General features: G+C 72.9%; 17 protein-coding genes and 1 pseudogene. 9 read left to right on the forward strand and 9 right to left on the reverse strand.

Annotated features, from left to right (window positions below; genetic code table 11):
- Positions 1 to 38: 38 nt before the first annotated feature.
- The 3 genes from otsB to AVW11_RS16645 are packed head-to-tail and all read right to left on the reverse strand — an operon-like array spanning position 39 to position 2518.
- On the reverse strand, positions 39 to 887 hold the full coding sequence (otsB, locus tag AVW11_RS16635) for a trehalose-phosphatase (protein WP_030854680.1): 849 nt from the start codon (positions 885 to 887) through the stop codon (positions 39 to 41).
- A 39-nt stretch (positions 888 to 926) separates the two neighbouring features.
- A complete protein-coding gene (locus AVW11_RS16640; protein WP_030031449.1) occupies positions 927 to 1163 on the reverse strand; it encodes a DUF3263 domain-containing protein in 237 nt (78 codons plus the stop codon).
- 56 nt (positions 1164 to 1219) lie between these two features.
- Positions 1220 to 2518 carry an ABC transporter substrate-binding protein gene (locus AVW11_RS16645; RefSeq protein WP_030854683.1) on the reverse strand — a complete coding sequence of 433 codons (1299 nt, stop codon included), beginning with the start codon at positions 2516 to 2518 and terminating at the stop codon, positions 1220 to 1222.
- A gap of 176 nt (positions 2519 to 2694) precedes the next feature.
- Here AVW11_RS16645 and AVW11_RS16650 point away from each other — a divergent pair, with 176 nt between their 5' ends.
- From AVW11_RS16650 to AVW11_RS16660, 3 genes are all read left to right on the forward strand, one after another.
- Positions 2695 to 3654: an ROK family protein gene (locus AVW11_RS16650; protein ID WP_076044436.1), complete on the forward strand. Its 960-nt coding sequence runs from the start codon at positions 2695 to 2697 to the stop codon at positions 3652 to 3654.
- Entirely contained in the window at positions 3654 to 4817 is a 1164-nt protein-coding gene (nagA, locus tag AVW11_RS16655) for an N-acetylglucosamine-6-phosphate deacetylase (protein WP_030854688.1), read from the forward strand. Before AVW11_RS16650 ends, nagA begins: the two co-directional genes overlap by 1 nt.
- A gap of 100 nt (positions 4818 to 4917) precedes the next feature.
- On the forward strand, positions 4918 to 5838 hold the full coding sequence (locus tag AVW11_RS16660) for a 1-phosphofructokinase family hexose kinase (protein WP_030854690.1): 921 nt from the start codon (positions 4918 to 4920) through the stop codon (positions 5836 to 5838).
- A 65-nt stretch (positions 5839 to 5903) separates the two neighbouring features.
- Here the strand turns inward: AVW11_RS16660 and AVW11_RS16665 are convergent, their stop codons facing one another.
- On the reverse strand, positions 5904 to 6947 hold the full coding sequence (locus AVW11_RS16665) for a CBM35 domain-containing protein (protein WP_030854694.1): 1044 nt from the start codon (positions 6945 to 6947) through the stop codon (positions 5904 to 5906).
- 68 nt (positions 6948 to 7015) lie between these two features.
- Complete coding sequence (gene cdgB, locus AVW11_RS16670; protein ID WP_030854697.1) at positions 7016 to 8746, reverse strand: diguanylate cyclase CdgB; 1731 nt, start codon at positions 8744 to 8746, stop codon at positions 7016 to 7018.
- 301 nt (positions 8747 to 9047) lie between these two features.
- Here cdgB and AVW11_RS16675 point away from each other — a divergent pair, with 301 nt between their 5' ends.
- Positions 9048 to 9614, forward strand: coding sequence for a flavin reductase family protein (locus AVW11_RS16675; RefSeq protein ID WP_076044438.1), 567 nt, complete (start codon positions 9048 to 9050; stop codon positions 9612 to 9614).
- Positions 9615 to 9683: 69 nt separating this feature from the next.
- Here AVW11_RS16675 and arfB read toward each other — a convergent pair whose 3' ends face one another.
- A complete protein-coding gene (arfB, locus tag AVW11_RS16680) occupies positions 9684 to 10109 on the reverse strand; it encodes an alternative ribosome rescue aminoacyl-tRNA hydrolase ArfB (protein WP_030854702.1) in 426 nt (141 codons plus the stop codon).
- 157 nt (positions 10110 to 10266) lie between these two features.
- Between arfB and AVW11_RS16685 the strand changes: the two genes are divergently transcribed.
- Together AVW11_RS16685 and AVW11_RS16690 are read left to right on the forward strand one after the other, a co-directional pair.
- A complete protein-coding gene (locus AVW11_RS16685) occupies positions 10267 to 10842 on the forward strand; it encodes a TerD family protein (RefSeq protein ID WP_030854704.1) in 576 nt (191 codons plus the stop codon).
- An 86-nt stretch (positions 10843 to 10928) separates the two neighbouring features.
- Positions 10929 to 11453, forward strand: a complete 525-nt coding sequence (locus AVW11_RS16690; protein WP_030854706.1) for a GNAT family N-acetyltransferase — start codon at positions 10929 to 10931, stop codon at positions 11451 to 11453.
- A 14-nt stretch (positions 11454 to 11467) separates the two neighbouring features.
- On the opposite strand, the gene AVW11_RS16695 is transcribed toward AVW11_RS16690, so the two are convergent.
- On the reverse strand, positions 11468 to 12880 hold the full coding sequence (locus tag AVW11_RS16695) for a M1 family metallopeptidase (protein ID WP_060180081.1): 1413 nt from the start codon (positions 12878 to 12880) through the stop codon (positions 11468 to 11470).
- A 32-nt stretch (positions 12881 to 12912) separates the two neighbouring features.
- A complete protein-coding gene (locus tag AVW11_RS16700) occupies positions 12913 to 13473 on the reverse strand; it encodes a GlcG/HbpS family heme-binding protein (protein WP_060180082.1) in 561 nt (186 codons plus the stop codon).
- Between the two features lie 398 nt (positions 13474 to 13871).
- Here AVW11_RS16700 and AVW11_RS16705 point away from each other — a divergent pair, with 398 nt between their 5' ends.
- The 3 genes from AVW11_RS16705 to AVW11_RS16715 are packed head-to-tail and all read left to right on the forward strand — an operon-like array spanning position 13872 to position 16204.
- Positions 13872 to 15035, forward strand: coding sequence for a sensor histidine kinase (locus AVW11_RS16705; RefSeq protein WP_076044440.1), 1164 nt, complete (start codon positions 13872 to 13874; stop codon positions 15033 to 15035).
- Complete coding sequence (locus tag AVW11_RS16710) at positions 15032 to 15655, forward strand: response regulator (protein ID WP_060180084.1); 624 nt, start codon at positions 15032 to 15034, stop codon at positions 15653 to 15655. Before AVW11_RS16705 ends, AVW11_RS16710 begins: the two co-directional genes overlap by 4 nt.
- A gap of 45 nt (positions 15656 to 15700) precedes the next feature.
- Complete coding sequence (locus AVW11_RS16715) at positions 15701 to 16204, forward strand: hypothetical protein (protein WP_060180093.1); 504 nt, start codon at positions 15701 to 15703, stop codon at positions 16202 to 16204.
- 12 nt (positions 16205 to 16216) lie between these two features.
- On the opposite strand, the pseudogene AVW11_RS16720 reads toward AVW11_RS16715, so the two are convergent.
- A pseudogene (locus AVW11_RS16720) lies at positions 16217 to 17221 on the reverse strand (glycosyl hydrolase); the annotation flags it as partial.
- Positions 17222 to 17363: the final 142 nt, after the last annotated feature.

The following is a 17363-nucleotide window of genomic DNA, read 5'->3' on the forward strand; positions in this document are numbered from 1 at the left end:
CCGCTGCCGGGGCGCCGCCCCGGACCTCGCAGGCGTGTTCAGCCCCGCAGGGCCGCGGCCAGGGCCGCCAGGAAGGCGGCCACGGAGCCCGGGCCGGGGAGGACCAGGTCGGCGCGGGCGGCGAGCTCGGGGACTTCGGCCGAGCCGCTGCACACCAGCAGCCCCGGCAGCCCGTCGGCCCTGCGCTTCTCGACGGCCGAGTACGCGGCGAGGTCGCCCAGGTCGTCCCCGGCGTACAGCACGGTCTGCGCGTCCCGCTCCGCGAGGAACTCCGTCAGGGCCACGCCCTTGTCCATGCCGGGGGGCCGCAGCTCCAGCACGGCCCGCCCCGGTTCGACCATCAGCCCGTGCCGGGCGGCCAGCTCGGTGAGGGGTTCGCGCAGGGCCGCGAAGGCCGCCGCCGGGTCCTCGGCCCGCCGGGTGTGGACGGCGAGCGCCCGGCCCTTCTCCTCGATCCAGGTGCCGCGCCAGGCCCCGATGGAGTCCAGGAACCCGGGCAGCTCGGCCCGTACGGCCGCCACCCCCGGGTGCTCGGCCGGGGCGTGGACTATGCCGGTCACGGCGTCCCAGCGTTCGGCGCCGTAGTGGCCGAGGACGACGAGGTGTTCCAGTCCCGGCACCCCGGCGAAGCCGCCGTAGCGGACCGCGACGCCCGCGGGCCGGCCGGTGACCACCGCCACCGAGTCCACCTCGGGGGCGAGCGCCGAGAGCGCGGGTACGGCTTCGGGATGTGCCCGGGCCTGGTCCGGGTCCGGGACGATGTCGGCGAGGGTGCCGTCGAAGTCCAGGGCGACCACGGACCGGCGGGGTGCGCGGAGCAGGGCTTCGAGTCCCTCGCGTCCGGCTGCGGTGACGGGCATCGGCAGGTCGTGCGGATGGCTCCCCATACGCACGACCCTAACGGCCCGGCGGGTCGACGGCTACGGCTATCGCCGGGCTCGCTGGGCCTCGCGGATCCTGCGCAGCCGGTTGACGGTGCCCGGGGCGTGGGCCAGCGCCCGCGGGTCGTCCATGAGGGCGTTGAGCAGCTGGTAGTAGCGGACGGGGGTCATCCCCAGTCCTTCCCGTATGGCCCGTTCCTTGGCTCCGGGCCCCGGCCAGGTGCGTCCCTCGTACGCGAGCACCGCGGCCTCCGTGGCCGTCAGCTGCCCCTCGTCCGTCATACCGCCAGATTAACGCCGCCCTCCGACAGGCGGCGGCGTCCCCCGGGTCAGCCGTGTCAGCCCTTGTCCGCCGCGCGCGCGGCGGTGGCGATCTCCTCCAGCACCTTGGCGGGCTGCCCGCCGGGCTGGACGGCCGTGCCGATCTTCTGCTTGATGTCCTCGCTGACGCCCGCCCAGGACTTCTTGCCGACCGGGTAGAGCCGCGAGCTGGGCAGCGCCGCCAGGAAGGGCTTCAGCTGCGCCGCGGAGCCGTTCGTGGTGGCCTGCTTGGCCTGGAAGCCGCTGGTGGTGGCGGGCAGCAGGTCGTACTTGTCGGTGAAGGCCGTCACGTTCTTGGGCTGGTACAGGTAGTCCAGGAACTTGCCGGACTGCTCGCGGTGGCCGTTCTTGAAGGCCATGACCCAGTCCGCGACGCCCATCGCCGGCTGCGGGGAGCCGTCGGACGCCGGCAGCGGCACCATGCCGTACTTGACGCCCTTGGCCTCGGCCTGCTTCATCAGCGTCGGGTGGCCGTTGAGCATGCCGACCTCGCCCTTGGTGAAGGCCTCGAAGGCGGCCTGGCGGTCCAGCTTGCCCGGCTCGACCGGCCCGGTGAGCCCCTGGCCGACCATCTTGTCGCGCAGGAACTCCAGCGACTTGACGTTGTCGGCGGAGTCGATGGAGTAGCCCTCTTCGTTGTCGGTGTAGCCGCCACCGCCCGCGAGCATCCACATCATCGTCTCGGCCTGCGCCTCCTCGCGGCCCAGCGGCAGCGCGAAGGGGGTGGTGACGCCCGCGCCCTTGAGCTTCTTCGCCGCGGCCTCCAGGTCGGCCCAGCTCTTCGGCTGCCAGCCCTTGCCGTCCTTGCCGATCACGCCCGCGTCGGCCAGCAGCTTCTCGTTGTAGAAGAGCAGCCGGGTGCTGGAGACGAAGGGCATGCCGTACTGCGTCTGCTTGACCTTCCCGGCGTCCGCGAGCGGGGCGAGGAAGTCGGCCTCGGTCTTCACCGAGAGCAGCTCGGCCGTGGAGTACAGCTTGCCGGCGGCGGCGTAGTCGGCGTAGGCGCCGATCTGGGCGATGTCGGGGGCCTTGCCGGCCTTGACCATCTCGGCGACCTTGGCGTCGACCTCGGACCACGAGTAGACGTCGACCTCGACCTTGATGCCGGGGTGGTCCTTCTGGAAGCCCTCGGCGAGTCCCTTCCAGTAGGCCGCCGACGAGTTCTGCGGATTGTCCCCGTAGTCGGCCGCCACGACCCGCAGGGTCACCTCGTTGTCTCCGGTGAGCCCGCCGACGGCTCCGCAGCCCGTCAGCGTCACGGCGGTCAGGCACAGCGCGGCGCCGGACGCGGCCAGGCTCTGGTAACGGCCCTTCACAGGTATCGATCCACCCCTTGTTGTACGTACGATCCACGTAAGGTCTACACCACTTTGGCGGCTCGTCCACATCAGGCCCCCCACCAGGGCGCCCGATTTGTATGGCCACTCAACAATCCCCCTCAATGGACTAGACCTTTCCCCGCCGAGCACGCGAGACTGTCTCTGTGAAACCCGTGAAACACGTCATCGCCCTCGATGTGGGCGGCACCGGGATGAAGGCCGCCCTCATCGCCGCAGGGGGGCACCACCCAGCGGCGGCCGGGGGAGGCGCCCTGCTGCACGAGGCACGCCGCGCCACCGGGCGCGAGCGGGGCCCCGACGCCGTCGTCGAGACGATCCAGGACTTCGCCGCCGAGCTCCTCGCCATCGGCCGGGAGCGCTTCGGACGGGCCGCCTCGGCCGTCGGCGTCGCCGTCCCCGGCATCGTCGACGCCGACCAGGGCATCGCCGTCTACGCGGCGAACCTCGGCTGGCGCGACGTACCGCTGCGCGCCCTGCTCACCGAGCGCCTCGGCGGGATCCCGGTGGCCCTCGGCCACGACGTGCGCACGGGCGGGCTCGCGGAAGGCCGCATCGGCGCCGGCCGGGGCGCCGACCGCTTCCTCTTCGTCCCGCTCGGCACCGGCATCGCCGGCGCCATCGGCATCGCCGGCCGCATCGAGGCCGGCGCCCACGGGTACGCGGGCGAGATCGGGCACATCGTGGTCCGCCCCGGCGGGCCCGACTGCGGCTGCGGCCAGCGCGGCTGCCTGGAGACCCTCGCCTCCGCCGCCGCCGTCAGCCGCGCCTGGGCGGCAGCCTCCGGCGACCCCGGGGCGGATGCCGCCGACTGCGCCAAGGCCGTCGTATCCGGTGACGCGCGCGCCCGCGAGGTGTGGCTGTCCGCCGTGGGGGCCCTCGCCGACGGGCTGGTCACCGCCATCACCCTGCTGGACCCGCGCACGCTGATCATCGGTGGCGGGCTCGCGGAGGCGGGGGAAACCTTGTTCACACCACTACGGAAGGCCGTGGAGGAGCGCGTGACGTTCCAGCGGCTCCCCCACATCGTGCCGGCGGCCCTCGGGGACACCGCCGGCTGCCTGGGCGCAGGGCTGCTCGCCTGGGACCTACTCGCCACGGAGGTACCGGCCTGATGTCCGGAAGCGCACACAGCACTGTTCTCTCCGGCGCCAGGGTGGTGCTGCCCACCGGGACCGTGGCGGGCGGCCGGGTCATCGTCGACGGCGACCGCATCGCAGGCAGCGCCCGCGAGGGCGCCGAGATCGTCGACCTGACCGGGCACTGGATCGTCCCCGGCTTCGTCGACATGCACAACCACGGCGGCGGCGGCGCCTCGTTCACCTCCGGAACCGCGGAGGACGTCCTGCGGGGCGTGCGCACCCACCGCGCGCACGGCACCACCACCCTGGTCGCCTCCACCGTCACCGGCGACCTGGACGAACTCGCCCGGCGGGCCGGGCTGCTGGCGGAGCTCACGCAGGCGGGCGAGATCGCCGGCATCCACTTCGAGGGGCCGTTCATCAACGCCTGCCGCAAGGGCGCCCACAAGGAGGACCTGCTCCGCGACCCCGACCCGGCCGAGGTCCGCAAGCTCATCGACGCGGCCCACGGCGCCGCCCGCATGTTCACCCTGGCCACCGAACTGCCCGGCGGCCTGGACTCCGTACGGCTGCTGGCCGAGCACGGGGTCATCGCCGCGATCGGGCACACCGACGCCAGCTACGAGCAGACGCGCGCCGCCATCGAGGCGGGCGCGACCGTGGCCACCCACCTCTTCAACGCGATGCCCGCCCTCGCGCACCGCGAACCCGGCCCGATCGCCGCCCTCCTGGAGGACGAGCGGGTCACCGTCGAGCTCATCAACGACGGCACCCACCTGCACCCCGCCGCCCTCGAACTGGCCTTCCACCACGCGGGCGCCCACCGCGTGGCACTGATCACCGACGCCATGGACGCGGCCGGCTTCGGCGACGGGACCTACCACCTCGGCCCGCTGGAGGTCGAGGTCAAGGGCGGTGTGGCCCGCCTCGTCGAGGGCGGCTCCATCGCCGGCTCGACACTCACCCTGGACACCGCCTTCAAGCGCTCGGTGACCCTCGACAAGCTGCCCGTGGAGTCCGTCGTCCAGGCGATCTCCGCCAACCCCGCCAAGCTGATCGGCCTGTACGACGAGATCGGCTCGCTGGAGCCCGGCAAGTACGCGGACCTCGTCGTCCTGGACGCCGCCTTCGACCTCAAGGGCGTCATGCGGCGCGGCGAATGGGTCGTCAGCCCGGCCCTGCACGCACCCGCCTGACGGCCAAGCGGCTGGACAGGACGAGGCCGTCGGCCCGTAGGACTGGGCCGACCGCCTCGGGTTTGGCATGATCCCGGCAGCAACAGACCCGGGGGTGCCCATGATCCTGACCGTGACGCTCAACACCGCACTAGACGTCACGTACCGCGTGCCGCGGCTGCTTCCGCACGCCTCGCACCGGGTCACCGCCGTCACCGAACGGCCAGGCGGCAAGGGGCTCAACGTCGCCCGCGTCCTGGCCGCGCTCGGCCACAAGGTCACGGCGACGGGCTTCGCCGGCGGTCCGGTCGGCTCCGTCGTGCGGAACCTGCTGGCCGCCTCCCCCGGCGTGGTGGACGCCCTGCTCCCCTGCGAGGGCGCCTCCCGCCGCACCCTGGCCGTCGTCGACGAAACCACCGGCGACACCACGCAGTTCAACGAGCCGGGCCCGCTGATCACGCCCGCGGAGTGGGCGCGGTTCCTCGCGCACTACGAGGAGCTCGTCGCCGGGGTGCGGGCGGTGGCCCTGTGCGGCAGCCTCCCGCCGGGCGTGCCCGTCGGCGCGTACGCGGTGCTCGTACGGGCGGCCCGCGCGGCCGGGGTCCCCGTCCTCCTGGACACCAGCGGCGAGGCCCTGCGCCGCGGAGTCGCCGCCCGGCCCGAGATCATCAAGCCGAACTCCGCCGAACTGGCCGAGCTCACCGGCTCCCGCGACCCGCTCCCCGCCAGCCGCGACGCCCGCCGGCGCGGCGCGCACGCGGTGGTCACCTCGCTGGGACCGGCCGGCCTGCTGGCCGCCACCGCCCAGGGCACCTGGCAGGCGGCCCCGCCGCGCCCGCTGTCCGGCAACCCCACCGGAGCCGGCGACTCCGTCGTCGCCGGCCTGCTGTCCGCCCTGGCGGAGGGCCTGGACTGGCCGGACCGACTCACCCGCGCGGCAGCCCTCTCGGCGGCCACGGTCCTGTCCCCGGTGGCGGGAGAGTTCGACCCCGGCGCCTACGAGGAGCTGCGGCGGACCGTGCGCGTGACGAACGGCAGCTGACGGGGGAAACGGTTCTGGCCCCGCCGCATGTGCGGCAGGGCCAGAGAGCGTTCGGCGGGTCGCGGTCAGCGCTTGGTGTGGCCCGCGGCCAGCTCCAGCTGGTCGAAGATCACGTCGCACTGGTTGCCGGGCTCACACGAGATCTTCATCGCGTTCGAGCCCTTCTTGAGGGTGATCCACGCGTAGGTGCGCGTCCAGCCCTTGTCCCAGGCACCGTCGGCGGCCTTGGCGAAGTTGGCCAGGTTCAGCCCCTGGGTCGGGGTCTGCCCGTTGACCGTGAGGGTCGCCTTGCCGTCCTTGCCGGGGACTCCGTAGTTGACGAACAGCGTGTAGTCGCCCGCCTCCGGCACCTCCACCGTCCAGGTGAGCGCCGCCCCGGGCTGGTTGAAGCCCGCGACGTACTGACCGCCCGCGCTCTTGGAACCGGGCACCGTGCTGTCCAGCTTCGCGCCGCCGGTCAGCACCATGCCCGCACCGGCCGCCTCGCCCTTCGGCAGCTGGACCTGCGAGGGCTTCGCGCTCGGGGTCGGGCTCGCCGGATCCTGCGGGGCCGCCGACTGCTGGTTGCCGTTCGCGGTGTCCTTGCCCTTGTCCTCGGGCTTGTTCCTGTCGCCGAACGCGATGGCCGCGCCGATGCCGATCACCACCGCGCCGACCACCGCGACGGCCGCGATCAGCATCCCGCGCCGGCTGGAGCCACCGCCGCCGTGACCGCCGTGGCCGCCGTGGCCGCCCGCCTGCCCGATCGTCTGGGTCTGGTGCTGCGGGGGCTGGGGCTGCTGCGGAACGCCGTAACCGCCCGCCTGGAGCGCCTCGGGGGCCTGGTACTGGGCCTGGTAGCCGGGGCTCTGCTGCTGGGGGACGGGGCCGCGCTGGCCGCCGTTGCGGCGCTCTCCGACCGTGCGCACCTGGTGGTGCGAGGTACGGGGGACACCGGGCTGTGCACCGGGGTGACCGCCGGCCGACCCGCCGGGATAGCCGTACCCGCCGCCCGACGTGGGCGGGGCGGCTCCGGCAGACTGGCCGTCCGCGTAGAGATAGCCGAACGGATCATCGTCCTCGGGCTTGTTCGCCCCACCGTGCGGGCCGTTGTTCGCGGGCGTCGTCATCGCAGGTCACTCCTTTCGACCCCCGGGAGCCTACCCCGAACAGGTGCACACACGGGCGACGGACCGCCTCAGCCCGCCCGGCGGTGCGCCTTGGAACGGGACCTCTTCTCGATGTACATCCGCTGGTCGGCGGAGCGCAGCACCTCGTCCGCGGACATGCCGCAGCTGGCCCATCCGATGCCGAAACTCGCACCGACACGCACCGCGCGGCCGTCCACCCGGATCGGCGGGATGATCGCGTTGCGCAGCCGGACGGCGAGGTCCGCGGCGTCCGCGGCACCGAGGCCGTCGGCCAGGACGACGAATTCGTCACCACCCAGCCGGGCGACGGTGTCACCGTCCCTGACGCCCGTCGTCAGCCGCCGGGCGACCTCGATCAGCACCGCGTCGCCCGTGTGGTGCCCGAACCGGTCGTTGATCGACTTGAAGCCGTCGAGGTCGCAGAAGAGCACCGCCAGCCCCTTCGTCCCGTCGTCGACGTCGGTCGCCGGCGCCACCGTGTGCACGTGGTGGTCGTACGGGCCGTCCGTCGGGGCGCTCGGCCCCCCGGGGAAGTCGAAGGGGTCGGACGCGGTGTAGCGGTCGGGGCCGTCGGGTTGAAACCCGTGCTCACCAGCACCACCCGCCTCCACCCGCACCTCGTGGCCGTCGTGCCCGCCGTGCACCTCGCGCCCCTCGTAGGCCGCGTCCAGGGCCTCGATCGCGCTGGCCCGCGCGGACTGCGGCCTGCGGCACAGCCGCGCGCCGAGCCGGGCCCGCAGCTCGGCGCTGTTGGGCAGGCCGGTCAGCGAGTCGTGGCTGGCGCGGTGGGCGAGCTGGAGCTCGTGGCGCTTGCGCTCCTCGATGTCCTCGACGTGGGTGAGCAGGAAGCGCGGCCCGTCGGCGGCGTCCGCCACGACGGAGTTGCGCAGCGAGACCCAGACGTAGGTGCCGTCCCGGCGGCCCAGGCGCAGCTCGGCGCGGCCGCCCTCGGCGGAGGTGCGCAGCAGGGTGCCGATGTCCTCGGGGTGGACCAGGTCGGAGAAGGAGTAGCGGCGCAGCACGGACGCGGGGCGGCCGAGCAGCCGGCACAGCGCGTCGTTGGTGCGCAGCAGCCGCCCGTGCTGGTCGCCGCCCATCTCGGCGATGGCCATGCCGCTGGGCGCGTACTCGAAGGCCTGGCGGAACGACTCTTCACTGGCGCGGAGCGCCTGCTGCTCGCGTTCCAGCCTGACGAGGGCGCGCTGCATGTTCGCGCGGAGCCTCGCGTTGCTGATCGCAATCGCCGCCTGGAAGGCGTACATCTGGAGCGCTTCGCGGCCCCAGGCCCCGGGTCGGCGGCCGTTGCGCGGTCTGTCCACCGAAATGACACCCAGAAGTTCCCCGCCGGACGCATACATGGGTGCGTAGAGTCGGTCCTCGGGATGCCACTCGTCCTCGAAGCGCGGATCGGGGCCGTCGGTGTGCCACTGGGGGACGTCGTCCTCCAGCAGGACCCAGCCCTCGGTGTGCGGGATGAAGCGGAGCCCGTCCCAGCACTCACCCATCGTCAGACGGCGCTCCCAGGAGGCGCGGGAACCCACGCGACCGGTGATGAGGGCCTCCGCGGCGGGGTCGCCCGCGAAGGCGGCGACGACCAGATCCCCGTCGGGGCGAACGAGGTTGACACAGGCGAGCTCATAGCCGAGGCCCACGACGATGCCGTCCACGACGGTCTGCAGAGTGTCCGCCAGGCTCCGGGCCGTATTGAGATCGGCCACCACCCGGTGCAGCTGCCGCAGGGTCGCAAGACGGACGTACGGCTCCGACTCGGTCTCCATTGCTCGCTCTCCCCGAGACCTCGACAGCAACTCCAGGTTTGTCATCGGCGTTTCGTTGCGGTGTCCCGTCCACTGAATCACAGTGAGCTGTGCGGCAGGTACACAGGGTCAACAAATCTTGCCCTCTGTGACTCAAGTCACATGAGATGAATAACGGTACGTGCTGGGACGGTTCGGACTGGGAGCGCTCCCCCGCCTTCTCGTGAGCAAACGATACGCCCGGGCCTAGGCCGAGGGGCGGGGGCACGACTCGGACCAGGGCCCGATATGCCGTACGGGAGGGCGAGATTAGCGTTTCAGGGTGCTGAAGACGACCCCCGTACCCGCCCCGCCCGACGCGAACCCCCATGCTGAGGGGGTGAGCAATGACGAGTTCCGCGCCGCGATGTCCCGGCTGGCCGCGGGCGTGTGCCTGATCACCGCGCAGGAGACCCCGCTGACGGCCGGCGGGCCGCCCGGCGAGGACGTCGGCATGACGGCGACCGCCTTCATGTCCGTGTCCCTGGACCCGCCCCTGGTCCTGGTGAGCTTGCGCGAGGGCTCCCGCATGGACGACCTGCTGGCGGAGCAGCCGCTGTGGGCGGTCTCCGTCCTCGCCGACCACCAGCTCCAGATCGCCGGCCGCTTCTCCATGAAGGGCCGCATCAGCGACCGGCTGCTCTTCGCCGACCTCCCGTACGAACGCGGCGGGGCCTCGGGGGCGCCCCTGCTGAGCGGCGCCCTCGCCACCCTGGAATGCCGGACGGAGAACCGCGTCGAGGCGGGCGACCACACCCTGGTGATCGGCCGGGTCCTGGCGGCCGCCCTGCCGTCACCCGACTCCTCGCCGCTGACGTACTTCCGCGGGCGCTACCGGCACCTGGGCTGACCCCCGGACCGCGCTCCCGAACGCGGCTACCGGCACCGGGGCCGCCCCCGAAGCGGGCTCCCGCCGCGGCTACCAGTCCCGGCCGGTCCGGCCGCGCTTGGTCTCGGCCCGCGCCTTCTTCTCACGCAGCCGCCGCTCGTTGATCCCGCGCGGGATCTTCGTCGGCCGGCGCTGCCTGGGCGGCGGCGCCGTCGCCTCGGCCAGCAGCGAGGCCAGCCGGACCAGCGCCATCTCCCGGTTGCGCAGCTGCGAGCGGTGCTCGGAGGCCCGTACGGTCACCACCCCGCCCACCAGCCGCCCCGCGAGGCGCTCCAGCGCCCGCTCCTTCCAGACCTCGGGCAGCGCCTTGGTCGCCGCCAGGTCGAACAGCAGCTCGACGCGCGAGTCCGAGGTGTTCACGTGCTGCCCGCCGGGCCCGGAGGACCGCGAGAAACGCCAGGAGAGCTCCGCCTCGGGGAGCGCGACCGAACCGCGGATGACATAGGGACCAGGCATGCCCCCTATGATCCGTGCCCGCCCGGCCCGCGTCACCCGCATTTGCCGTCATCCGGAATTCACGACGGGAACCCGACCGGCCTCTCGTGGCGTTATAGAGGTCAGCGGTACCTTGACCGCCTGCACGTACATGTTGGATGAGGAAAGGGACATTCCCATGGCTGTCAGCCTGTCCAAGGGCGGCAACGTCTCGCTCACGAAGGAGGCCCCGGGCCTCGCTGCCGTCACGGTCGGTCTCGGCTGGGACGTCCGTACGACCACCGGCGTCGACTTCGACCTCGACGCCTCGGCCATCGCCGTCAACGCGATGGGCAAGGTCGTCTCCGACGGCCACTTCGTCTTCTTCAACAACAAGTCCACCCCGGACCAGACCATCGTCCACACCGGTGACAACCGCACCGGCGAGGGCGCGGGCGACGACGAGGCCATCAACGTCAACCTCGCCGGCCTGCCCGCCGACGTCGACAAGATCGTCTTCCCGGTCTCGATCTACGACGCCGAGAGCCGCAGCCAGAACTTCGGCCAGGTCCGCAACGCCTACATCCGCGTCGTGAACCAGGCCGGCGGTGCCGAGATCGCCCGCTACGACCTCTCCGAGGACGCGGCGACCGAGACCGCCATGGTCTTCGGCGAGCTCTACCGCAACGGCGCCGAGTGGAAGTTCCGCGCGGTCGGCCAGGGCTACGCCTCCGGCCTCACCGGCATCGCCCAGGACTTCGGCGTCAACGTCTGAGCCGCACGGTCCGGCGCGACCGGCACCAGCGCGGGCGAAGCCCCCTCCCGGCCGTCCGGGGAGGGGGTTTCGCTACCGTTCCACAGGTGATCCTCCAACCGCTGGTCCCCGTGGACGGCGCCCTCCCCGGCCCGGTCCTGACCGAGATCGCCGCCCTCTACTCGACCAACCACACGTTCTTCGAACTCAGCGGCGACTTCCCCGACCCGAACCGCATCACCGTCGAACAGGTCGCGGCCTCCCTCGCCGACGAACTCGCCCACGACAGCGCCGAAATCCTCCTCGCCCGCAGCGCCGGCCGCCTCGTCGGCCTCGCCGCCACCCTGGACCGCAACCCCGCCGCCGCCCCCGGGGACGACGACCCGTGGATCGGGCTGCTGCTCATCGACGCCACCGCACACCGCGAGGGGTACGGCCGCGCCGTGGCCACCCGGATCGAGGACCGCTTCCGCGCCGCCGGACGCCCCGGCGTGCAGCTCGCCGTACTGGACAACAACCCCGACGGCCTGGCCTTCTGGCGGTCCCAGGGCTACTCCCCCGTGCGCCGCGCCAAGGACCTCGAACGGGGCCGCGACTGCACCGTGCTGCGCAAACCCCTCGACACGGCATAGGCCGGACCGCAGTCCTACTCCGGGCGGCCCTTCCCGTACAGCCAGACGTCCCAGACCTCCGTCAGGTCACGGCCCGTCCGCTCCTGCGCGTAGGCGGTGAAATCGGCCGTACTCGCGTTGCCGTGCCGGTGGTCGGCGGCCCAGCCGCGCAGCAGCGCGAAGAACTCCCCGTCGCCGACCTCCTGCCGGATCCGGTGCAGGACCATCGCCCCGCGCTGGTACACCGGGCTCGCGGAGATGTCCTGCGGCCCGGGCGGGTCGGCCGGCGGGAAGGCGTCCCAGCCGGAGTCGGCCGCCGCGTCGACATCCGTGTCGCCGGCCAGGAGGGCGTCGAAGTGCCGCTGCGCCGTGGGCCCGCCGTGGTCCTCGTCCCACAGCCACTCGGCGTAGGTCGCGAAGCCCTCGTTGAGCCACATGTCCTTCCAGGTCTTCGGCGACACCGAGTTGCCGAACCACTGGTGGGCCAGCTCGTGCAGCACCAGCGCCTCATCCTGCGGCGCACCCGGGTACACCGGCTTGGTCTGCGTCTCCAGCGCGTAGGCGAGGGTCCCGGCCGGCAGCACGACCGCACCCGCCGTACCGAACGGGTAGGGGCCGAACCGGCCGATGCCCCACTCGACCATCTCCGGCAGCCGCGCGAGCGACCGCTCGCTCGCCGCCGCCTCCTCGGGCGACACCGCGTTGTAGACGGCCACCCCCGAAGGCGTCTTCCCGGTGGTCACCTTGTACGGGCCGACGACGGCGGTGGCCAGATAGCTGGCCATCGGCTCCGGACTGTGCCACGCGAACCTCGTCCGCCCGCCGGCGACTTCGCTACGGGAGAGCAACTCCCCGTTCGACACGGCCTCGTAGCCGTGCGGGACGGTGATCGTGACGTCGTACGCGGCCTTGTCGCTCGGGTGGTGGTTACCGGGGAACCAGGTCATCGAGCCGACGGGCTCGCCCACCCCGACCGCACCGTCCTCGCCGGTGATCCAGCCCTCCCTGGAGCCGTCGGCGTCCGTGAGGGCCTTCGGCCTGCCGCTGTAGGCGACCTCCGTACGGAAGACCTGACCCTTCTCCAGGTCGTCCGCCGGGCGCACCGTCAGCTCGTTGCCCGTCCGGTTGAACCGCGCCGCCTCACCGTCGACGTCCACGCCCTCCACGTGCAGGCCGCTCAGGTCGAGGTTGAAGGAACTGAGCCCCTGTTGGGCCCGCGCGGTGATGACGGCCCTGCCGTGCAGCACCCCGTCCGCCGGGTCGTAGCCCAGGTCCAGCCCGTAGTGCTCGACCTGGTAACCGCCGTTGCCGGCCTTCGGGAAGTACGGATCGCGCAGCCCCGACGCACCCGGCCGCCCCTGCACCGGGCCCCCCGTGCACCCCGTGGTGACGGCGAGCAGGGCGGCGACGGCAGGGGCGGCGAGGCGGGGAAGTGCGCGGTGGTCCACACACCCGATCCTAAGCGGGCAAAGGGCGCGATCTACTTGCCCAGCGCGTCCACGCCGGCCTTGGCGAACTTCTCGTCCAGGTCGCCGCTGGGGGCGCCGGCCACACCGATGCCGGCGACGGGGGCGCCGTTCGCCTGGACCGGCGTGCCGCCACCGAGGAAGAGGGTGCCGGGGATGTCCTTCAGGTTCGGCGCCTGGGCCAGACGGCCCACGAGCACCGAGGTCGGGGCGTTCCAGGACACAGCGGTGAAGGCCTTGCGCTGCGCCGACTCGTAGGACTGCGGGCCGGCGCCGTCGCCGCGCAGGGTGACGATGGTGTTGCCGTTGCGGTCCACCACCGCGACGGTCACCTTCTGGTTCTCCGCGGTGGCCGCCTGGAGGGCGGCCTGGGCGGCGCGGGTGGCGGCGTCGACGGTCAGATGGGTCGTCGTGGTGAAGTTCTTCTCGCTCGGACCGTCCTTCTTCGCCGCGACGGCGGCGGCCTGGGCGGTGCCGGCGGCGGGGCTCGCGCTGGCGCTCACGGCACCGAAGGCTCCGGCGCCCAGGGCGACGGCGAGGGCGGTACCGGTGAGAACGCGGGTGCGGGTCTTCATCTCTGCTGCTCCTGAGAACGGTGGCACGGTGACGGCATCGGGTCGGTCCGGGCCGGTCGGGCCGGCTCCTTCACTGCTCCAAGCCTGTGCCCCACACCGCCTCCGCCCCGTCCCCGTACCGGCTCGCCCCGTCCACCGCACCGGCTGACCCGGGGGTCATCCGATCGGCCGATGCGCTGCGCCTCCGGCGCGGTATTTGCTGAACCGTCCAGCCGCGCCGACCTGCCGCCTGCCAGCCCCGCCGGCGTTTGAGGCGCGGGGGCCGGATCGGCGGCCCGGTCTTCCAGCCCCGCCGGCGTTTGAGGCGCGGGGGCCCGGGGGCAGCGCCCCCGCAACGGCGCCGCAGGCAACCGCACCGCAGCCGACAATGGACGCACGCCCCCGACCGAGGAGCACCCGTGACACCCGCCCCGCCGCGCGACGACACCCGCACGCTGGCGACGGTCGCCCACACCGCGTTCTTCCTGCTCCTCGGCGCCTCCGTGGCCCGCTTCCTGCTGCGCCACCCCGGCGAACCCCGCACCCCCTGGGTCATCGCCCTCAGCGTCACCCTGGCCCTGCTCTACGTACTCGGCCCCGCACTCGGCGCCGCCCCCACCCGCCGCCGCCTCCTCTGGCTCGGCCTGGTCGTCACCACCTGGGTGGTCCTCGTCGTCCTCGCCCCCAGCTTCGCCTGGTGCGCCGTACCACTCTTCTTCACCGCCCTGCGCACCCTCCCGCCGCGCGCCGCCATCGTCCTCGTGGCCCTCCTCACCGCCTTCGTCGTGACGGCCCAGCTCCAGCTGTCCCAGTCCTTCGACCCCAACCTGCTGCTGGCCCCGCCCGCCGTCGCCGCCCTCGCCACCGCCGTCTTCGTCCACATGGAACGCCAGGCCCAGGCCCAGCGGGCGCTGATCGACGACCTGATCCGCACCCGCCGGGAGCTGGCCGCCACCGAACGCCGCGAAGGCACCCTCGCCGAACGCCAGCGGCTGTCCATGGAGATCCACGACACCCTCGCCCAGAACCTGTCCAGCCAGCAGATGCTGCTCCAGGCCGCGGACCGCACCTGGGACACCGACCCCGCCACCGCCCGCACCCACGTCCGCACCGCCACCGGCATCGCCGCACACGGCCTCGCCGAGGCCCGCCGGCTGGTCCACGACCTGGCCCCCTCCGAGCTCGCCGACGGCGCCGGCCTCGCCGAAGCCCTGCGCGCCCTCGACGCCGGACCCGACATCGAAGTCCGCTTCCACCTCGAGGGCGCCCCCGCCCCGCTCCCCGACCGCGTCCAGTCGGCCCTGCTGCGCATAGCCCAGGGCGCCCTCGCGAACGTCCGGGAGCACTCGGGCGCCCGTACGGCCGCACTGACCCTGAGCTTCCTCGGGGACCAGGTGGTCCTCGACATCGCCGACGACGGCCACGGCTTCACCGAGCCCCGCACCGACGCCGACCGGCGAGGACACGGCCTCCCCGCGATGCGGGCCCGCGTCCGCCAACTGGGCGGCACCCTGACCATCGAATCCACGCCGGGCGAGGGCACCGTCCTCTCCGCGGCCATCCCCCTGGAGCCCGCTCCATGACGACGATCCTGCTCTGCGACGACCACGTCGTGGTCCGCGCCGGCCTGCTGGCCCTCCTCGGCAGCGAACCCGACATCGAGGTCCTCGGCGAGGCCGGCAGCGGCGAGGAGGCCGTCGCCCTGGCCGCCAAGCTCCACCCCGACGTGGTCCTCATGGACCTCCAGCTCGGCGAGGGCATCGACGGCGTCGAGGCCACCCGCCGCATCACCGCGCTCCCACAGCCCTCGCACGTCCTGGTCCTCACCACCTACGACACGGACGCGGACATCACCCGGGCGATCGGCGCGGGCGCCACCGGCTACCTCCTGAAAGCCGAACGCCCCGAGGAGCTCTTCGCCGCCATCCACTCCGCCGCCCAGGGCCGCACCACCCTCTCCGCGCCGGTCGCCAGCCGCGTCATGGCCCACATGCGCGGCGGCCGCCCCACCCTCACCGACCGCGAACTGGACATCCTCGGGCAGCTGGCCCGCGGCCTCGGCAACCGCGACATCGCCCGCGCCCTGTTCATCAGCGAGGCCACGGTCAAAACCCACCTGGGGCGCATCTACGACAAGCTCGGAGTCGACACCCGCGCGGGCGCCGTGTCGGTCGCGAAGGAACAGCGCCTCCTGCCCTCCTGACGACCGGGGTGGGGACCAGTGCGCACCCGTGACACCATCGGATACGTGCTCGACATCGGCTACTCCCTCTCCCGGCGCTTCCCCGACCCCCCGCAGACCGACTACCGCTCGGCGGACGTCCACTCGCTGCGCCACGACCTGTTCTGCGGGGACGTCTACCTCGCGGACACCCACACGGACCGGGAAGTATCCACAGCCTGGGGATGGGTTCCCGTGCTGGACTTCGCCTGGGCGCTGTGCGACATCGTCGAGCAGCTCGACCAGGACCCCCGCGGCAGCCGCTCCGCCAACCGCCAGTACGCCGAGATCGACTTCACCGAGTCCACGGACCGCATGCTCTTCGAGCGCCGGTTCGGCTGGGTCGACGTCGAGGCCGACTGGATGCCCCCCGAGGAGGCCCCGCTGACCTTCAGCCACCGGCTGCTGCGCCGCGAGGCCCGCGACTTCCTGCACGACCTGCTCGCGGACCTGATCGACATGCACGACGGCCTCGGCGACAACCCGGCCGTCTGGACCCTCCAGGCCCGCTTCCCCCGCGTCCCCGCGTAGTCAGAGCCGTCAGTCCGACAGCACCTCCCGGAACACCTGCGCGGAGCGCGGGTTCTGCCCGCACTGCCACACGCCGTGCGGACAGTAGTCGGTGATGCTGTGGTAGAGCGGCTCGTGCTGCGCGAACCAGGCCAGCATCCGCCGCACGTACTCCGGATTGTCGCCGTGCCGGAACAGCCCCCATTCGGGGTACGAGATCCGCTTGCCGTGCGCCTTCGCGAAGTCGACCTGCTGCTGGAGGCCGTAGGGCTGGGTGACCTGCTCGTCGAAGGTACGGCCGGGCTCCTGGTCGTAGGAGTCCATGCCGACGACGTCGACCACGTCGTCACCGGGATAGCAGCGCGTCCAGGCGATCGCGTCACTACCGCGGTTGGGCGCGAAGTCGAACCGGAACCGCTGCCCCTGCACCGAGCGCATGGCGGCCACGATCCGCCGCCAGTACGCCTTCCAGTTCTCGGGGTCGGGACGACAGCGGTGGGTGTAGTTGAAGCCGTTCATCTCCCAGCCGAGCACGATCACCGTGTCCGGCACCCCGAGGTCGACCAGGCGGCCGGCCAGCCGCCGGAAGTGGTGGTCGTTCGCACCCCGGGCGCCGGCGCGGATCAGCTCCGCGACCCGGCCGTCGGGGACACCCGCCTCGTTGCGCTCCTGCATGGGCACGTTCAGGACGAACAGCCGGTCCCCCCTCTCCTTGCGCCACCGCGCCCAGGTCCGCAGCGAATCCGGGGCCCCCTCGATGTTCGTCCAGGTGTCACCCGGCAGATAGGTGTGCCCGGCGCGCAGCTCGGTACCGCCGAGCCAGCGCGAGAGTTCCGCCATCCGCGCGACGCCGGGCGAACCGTAGTGCAGGTAGGCGCCCACGGCCGTCCCCGTCCCGGCCCCGTTCCCCGCGCCGCCCCCGGCGCCCTGCCGCGGCGACCGCGGGCCGGGGCCGCCCACCACGAGGAGCAGGGCGACGGCGACCGTACTGACGCAGGTACCGACCAGCCATCGGACCCGGCGGCTCCGGTGGGACATGACACCTCCACAGGCTGTGCACCGGTGTGTCTGCCAGCGACGTTAGGCGCCCACCCCGGCACCCCGCCCGTCCGACCACCCACCCACTCGGCCATTCGCCCCAACCCCGAACCCCCGCCCTCCCAGCCCCGCCGGCGTTTGA

This window comes from Streptomyces amritsarensis (genome assembly GCF_001953875.1).
GTDB lineage: Bacteria > Actinomycetota > Actinomycetes > Streptomycetales > Streptomycetaceae > Streptomyces > Streptomyces amritsarensis.

Coding starts and splice junctions, on each gene's coding strand:
- otsB (WP_030854680.1), bottom strand. CDS start 887: ATGGGGAGCCATCCGCACGACCTGCCGATGCCCGTCACCGCAGCCGGA.
- AVW11_RS16640 (WP_030031449.1), bottom strand. CDS start 1,163: ATGACGGACGAGGGGCAGCTGACGGCCACGGAGGCCGCGGTGCTCGCG.
- nagA (WP_030854688.1), top strand. CDS start 3,654: ATGTCCGGAAGCGCACACAGCACTGTTCTCTCCGGCGCCAGGGTGGTG.
- AVW11_RS16660 (WP_030854690.1), top strand. CDS start 4,918: ATGATCCTGACCGTGACGCTCAACACCGCACTAGACGTCACGTACCGC.
- AVW11_RS16665 (WP_030854694.1), bottom strand. CDS start 6,947: ATGACGACGCCCGCGAACAACGGCCCGCACGGTGGGGCGAACAAGCCC.
- cdgB (WP_030854697.1), bottom strand. CDS start 8,746: ATGGAGACCGAGTCGGAGCCGTACGTCCGTCTTGCGACCCTGCGGCAG.
- arfB (WP_030854702.1), bottom strand. CDS start 10,109: ATGCCTGGTCCCTATGTCATCCGCGGTTCGGTCGCGCTCCCCGAGGCG.
- AVW11_RS16685 (WP_030854704.1), top strand. CDS start 10,267: ATGGCTGTCAGCCTGTCCAAGGGCGGCAACGTCTCGCTCACGAAGGAG.
- AVW11_RS16700 (WP_060180082.1), bottom strand. CDS start 13,473: ATGAAGACCCGCACCCGCGTTCTCACCGGTACCGCCCTCGCCGTCGCC.
- AVW11_RS16710 (WP_060180084.1), top strand. CDS start 15,032: ATGACGACGATCCTGCTCTGCGACGACCACGTCGTGGTCCGCGCCGGC.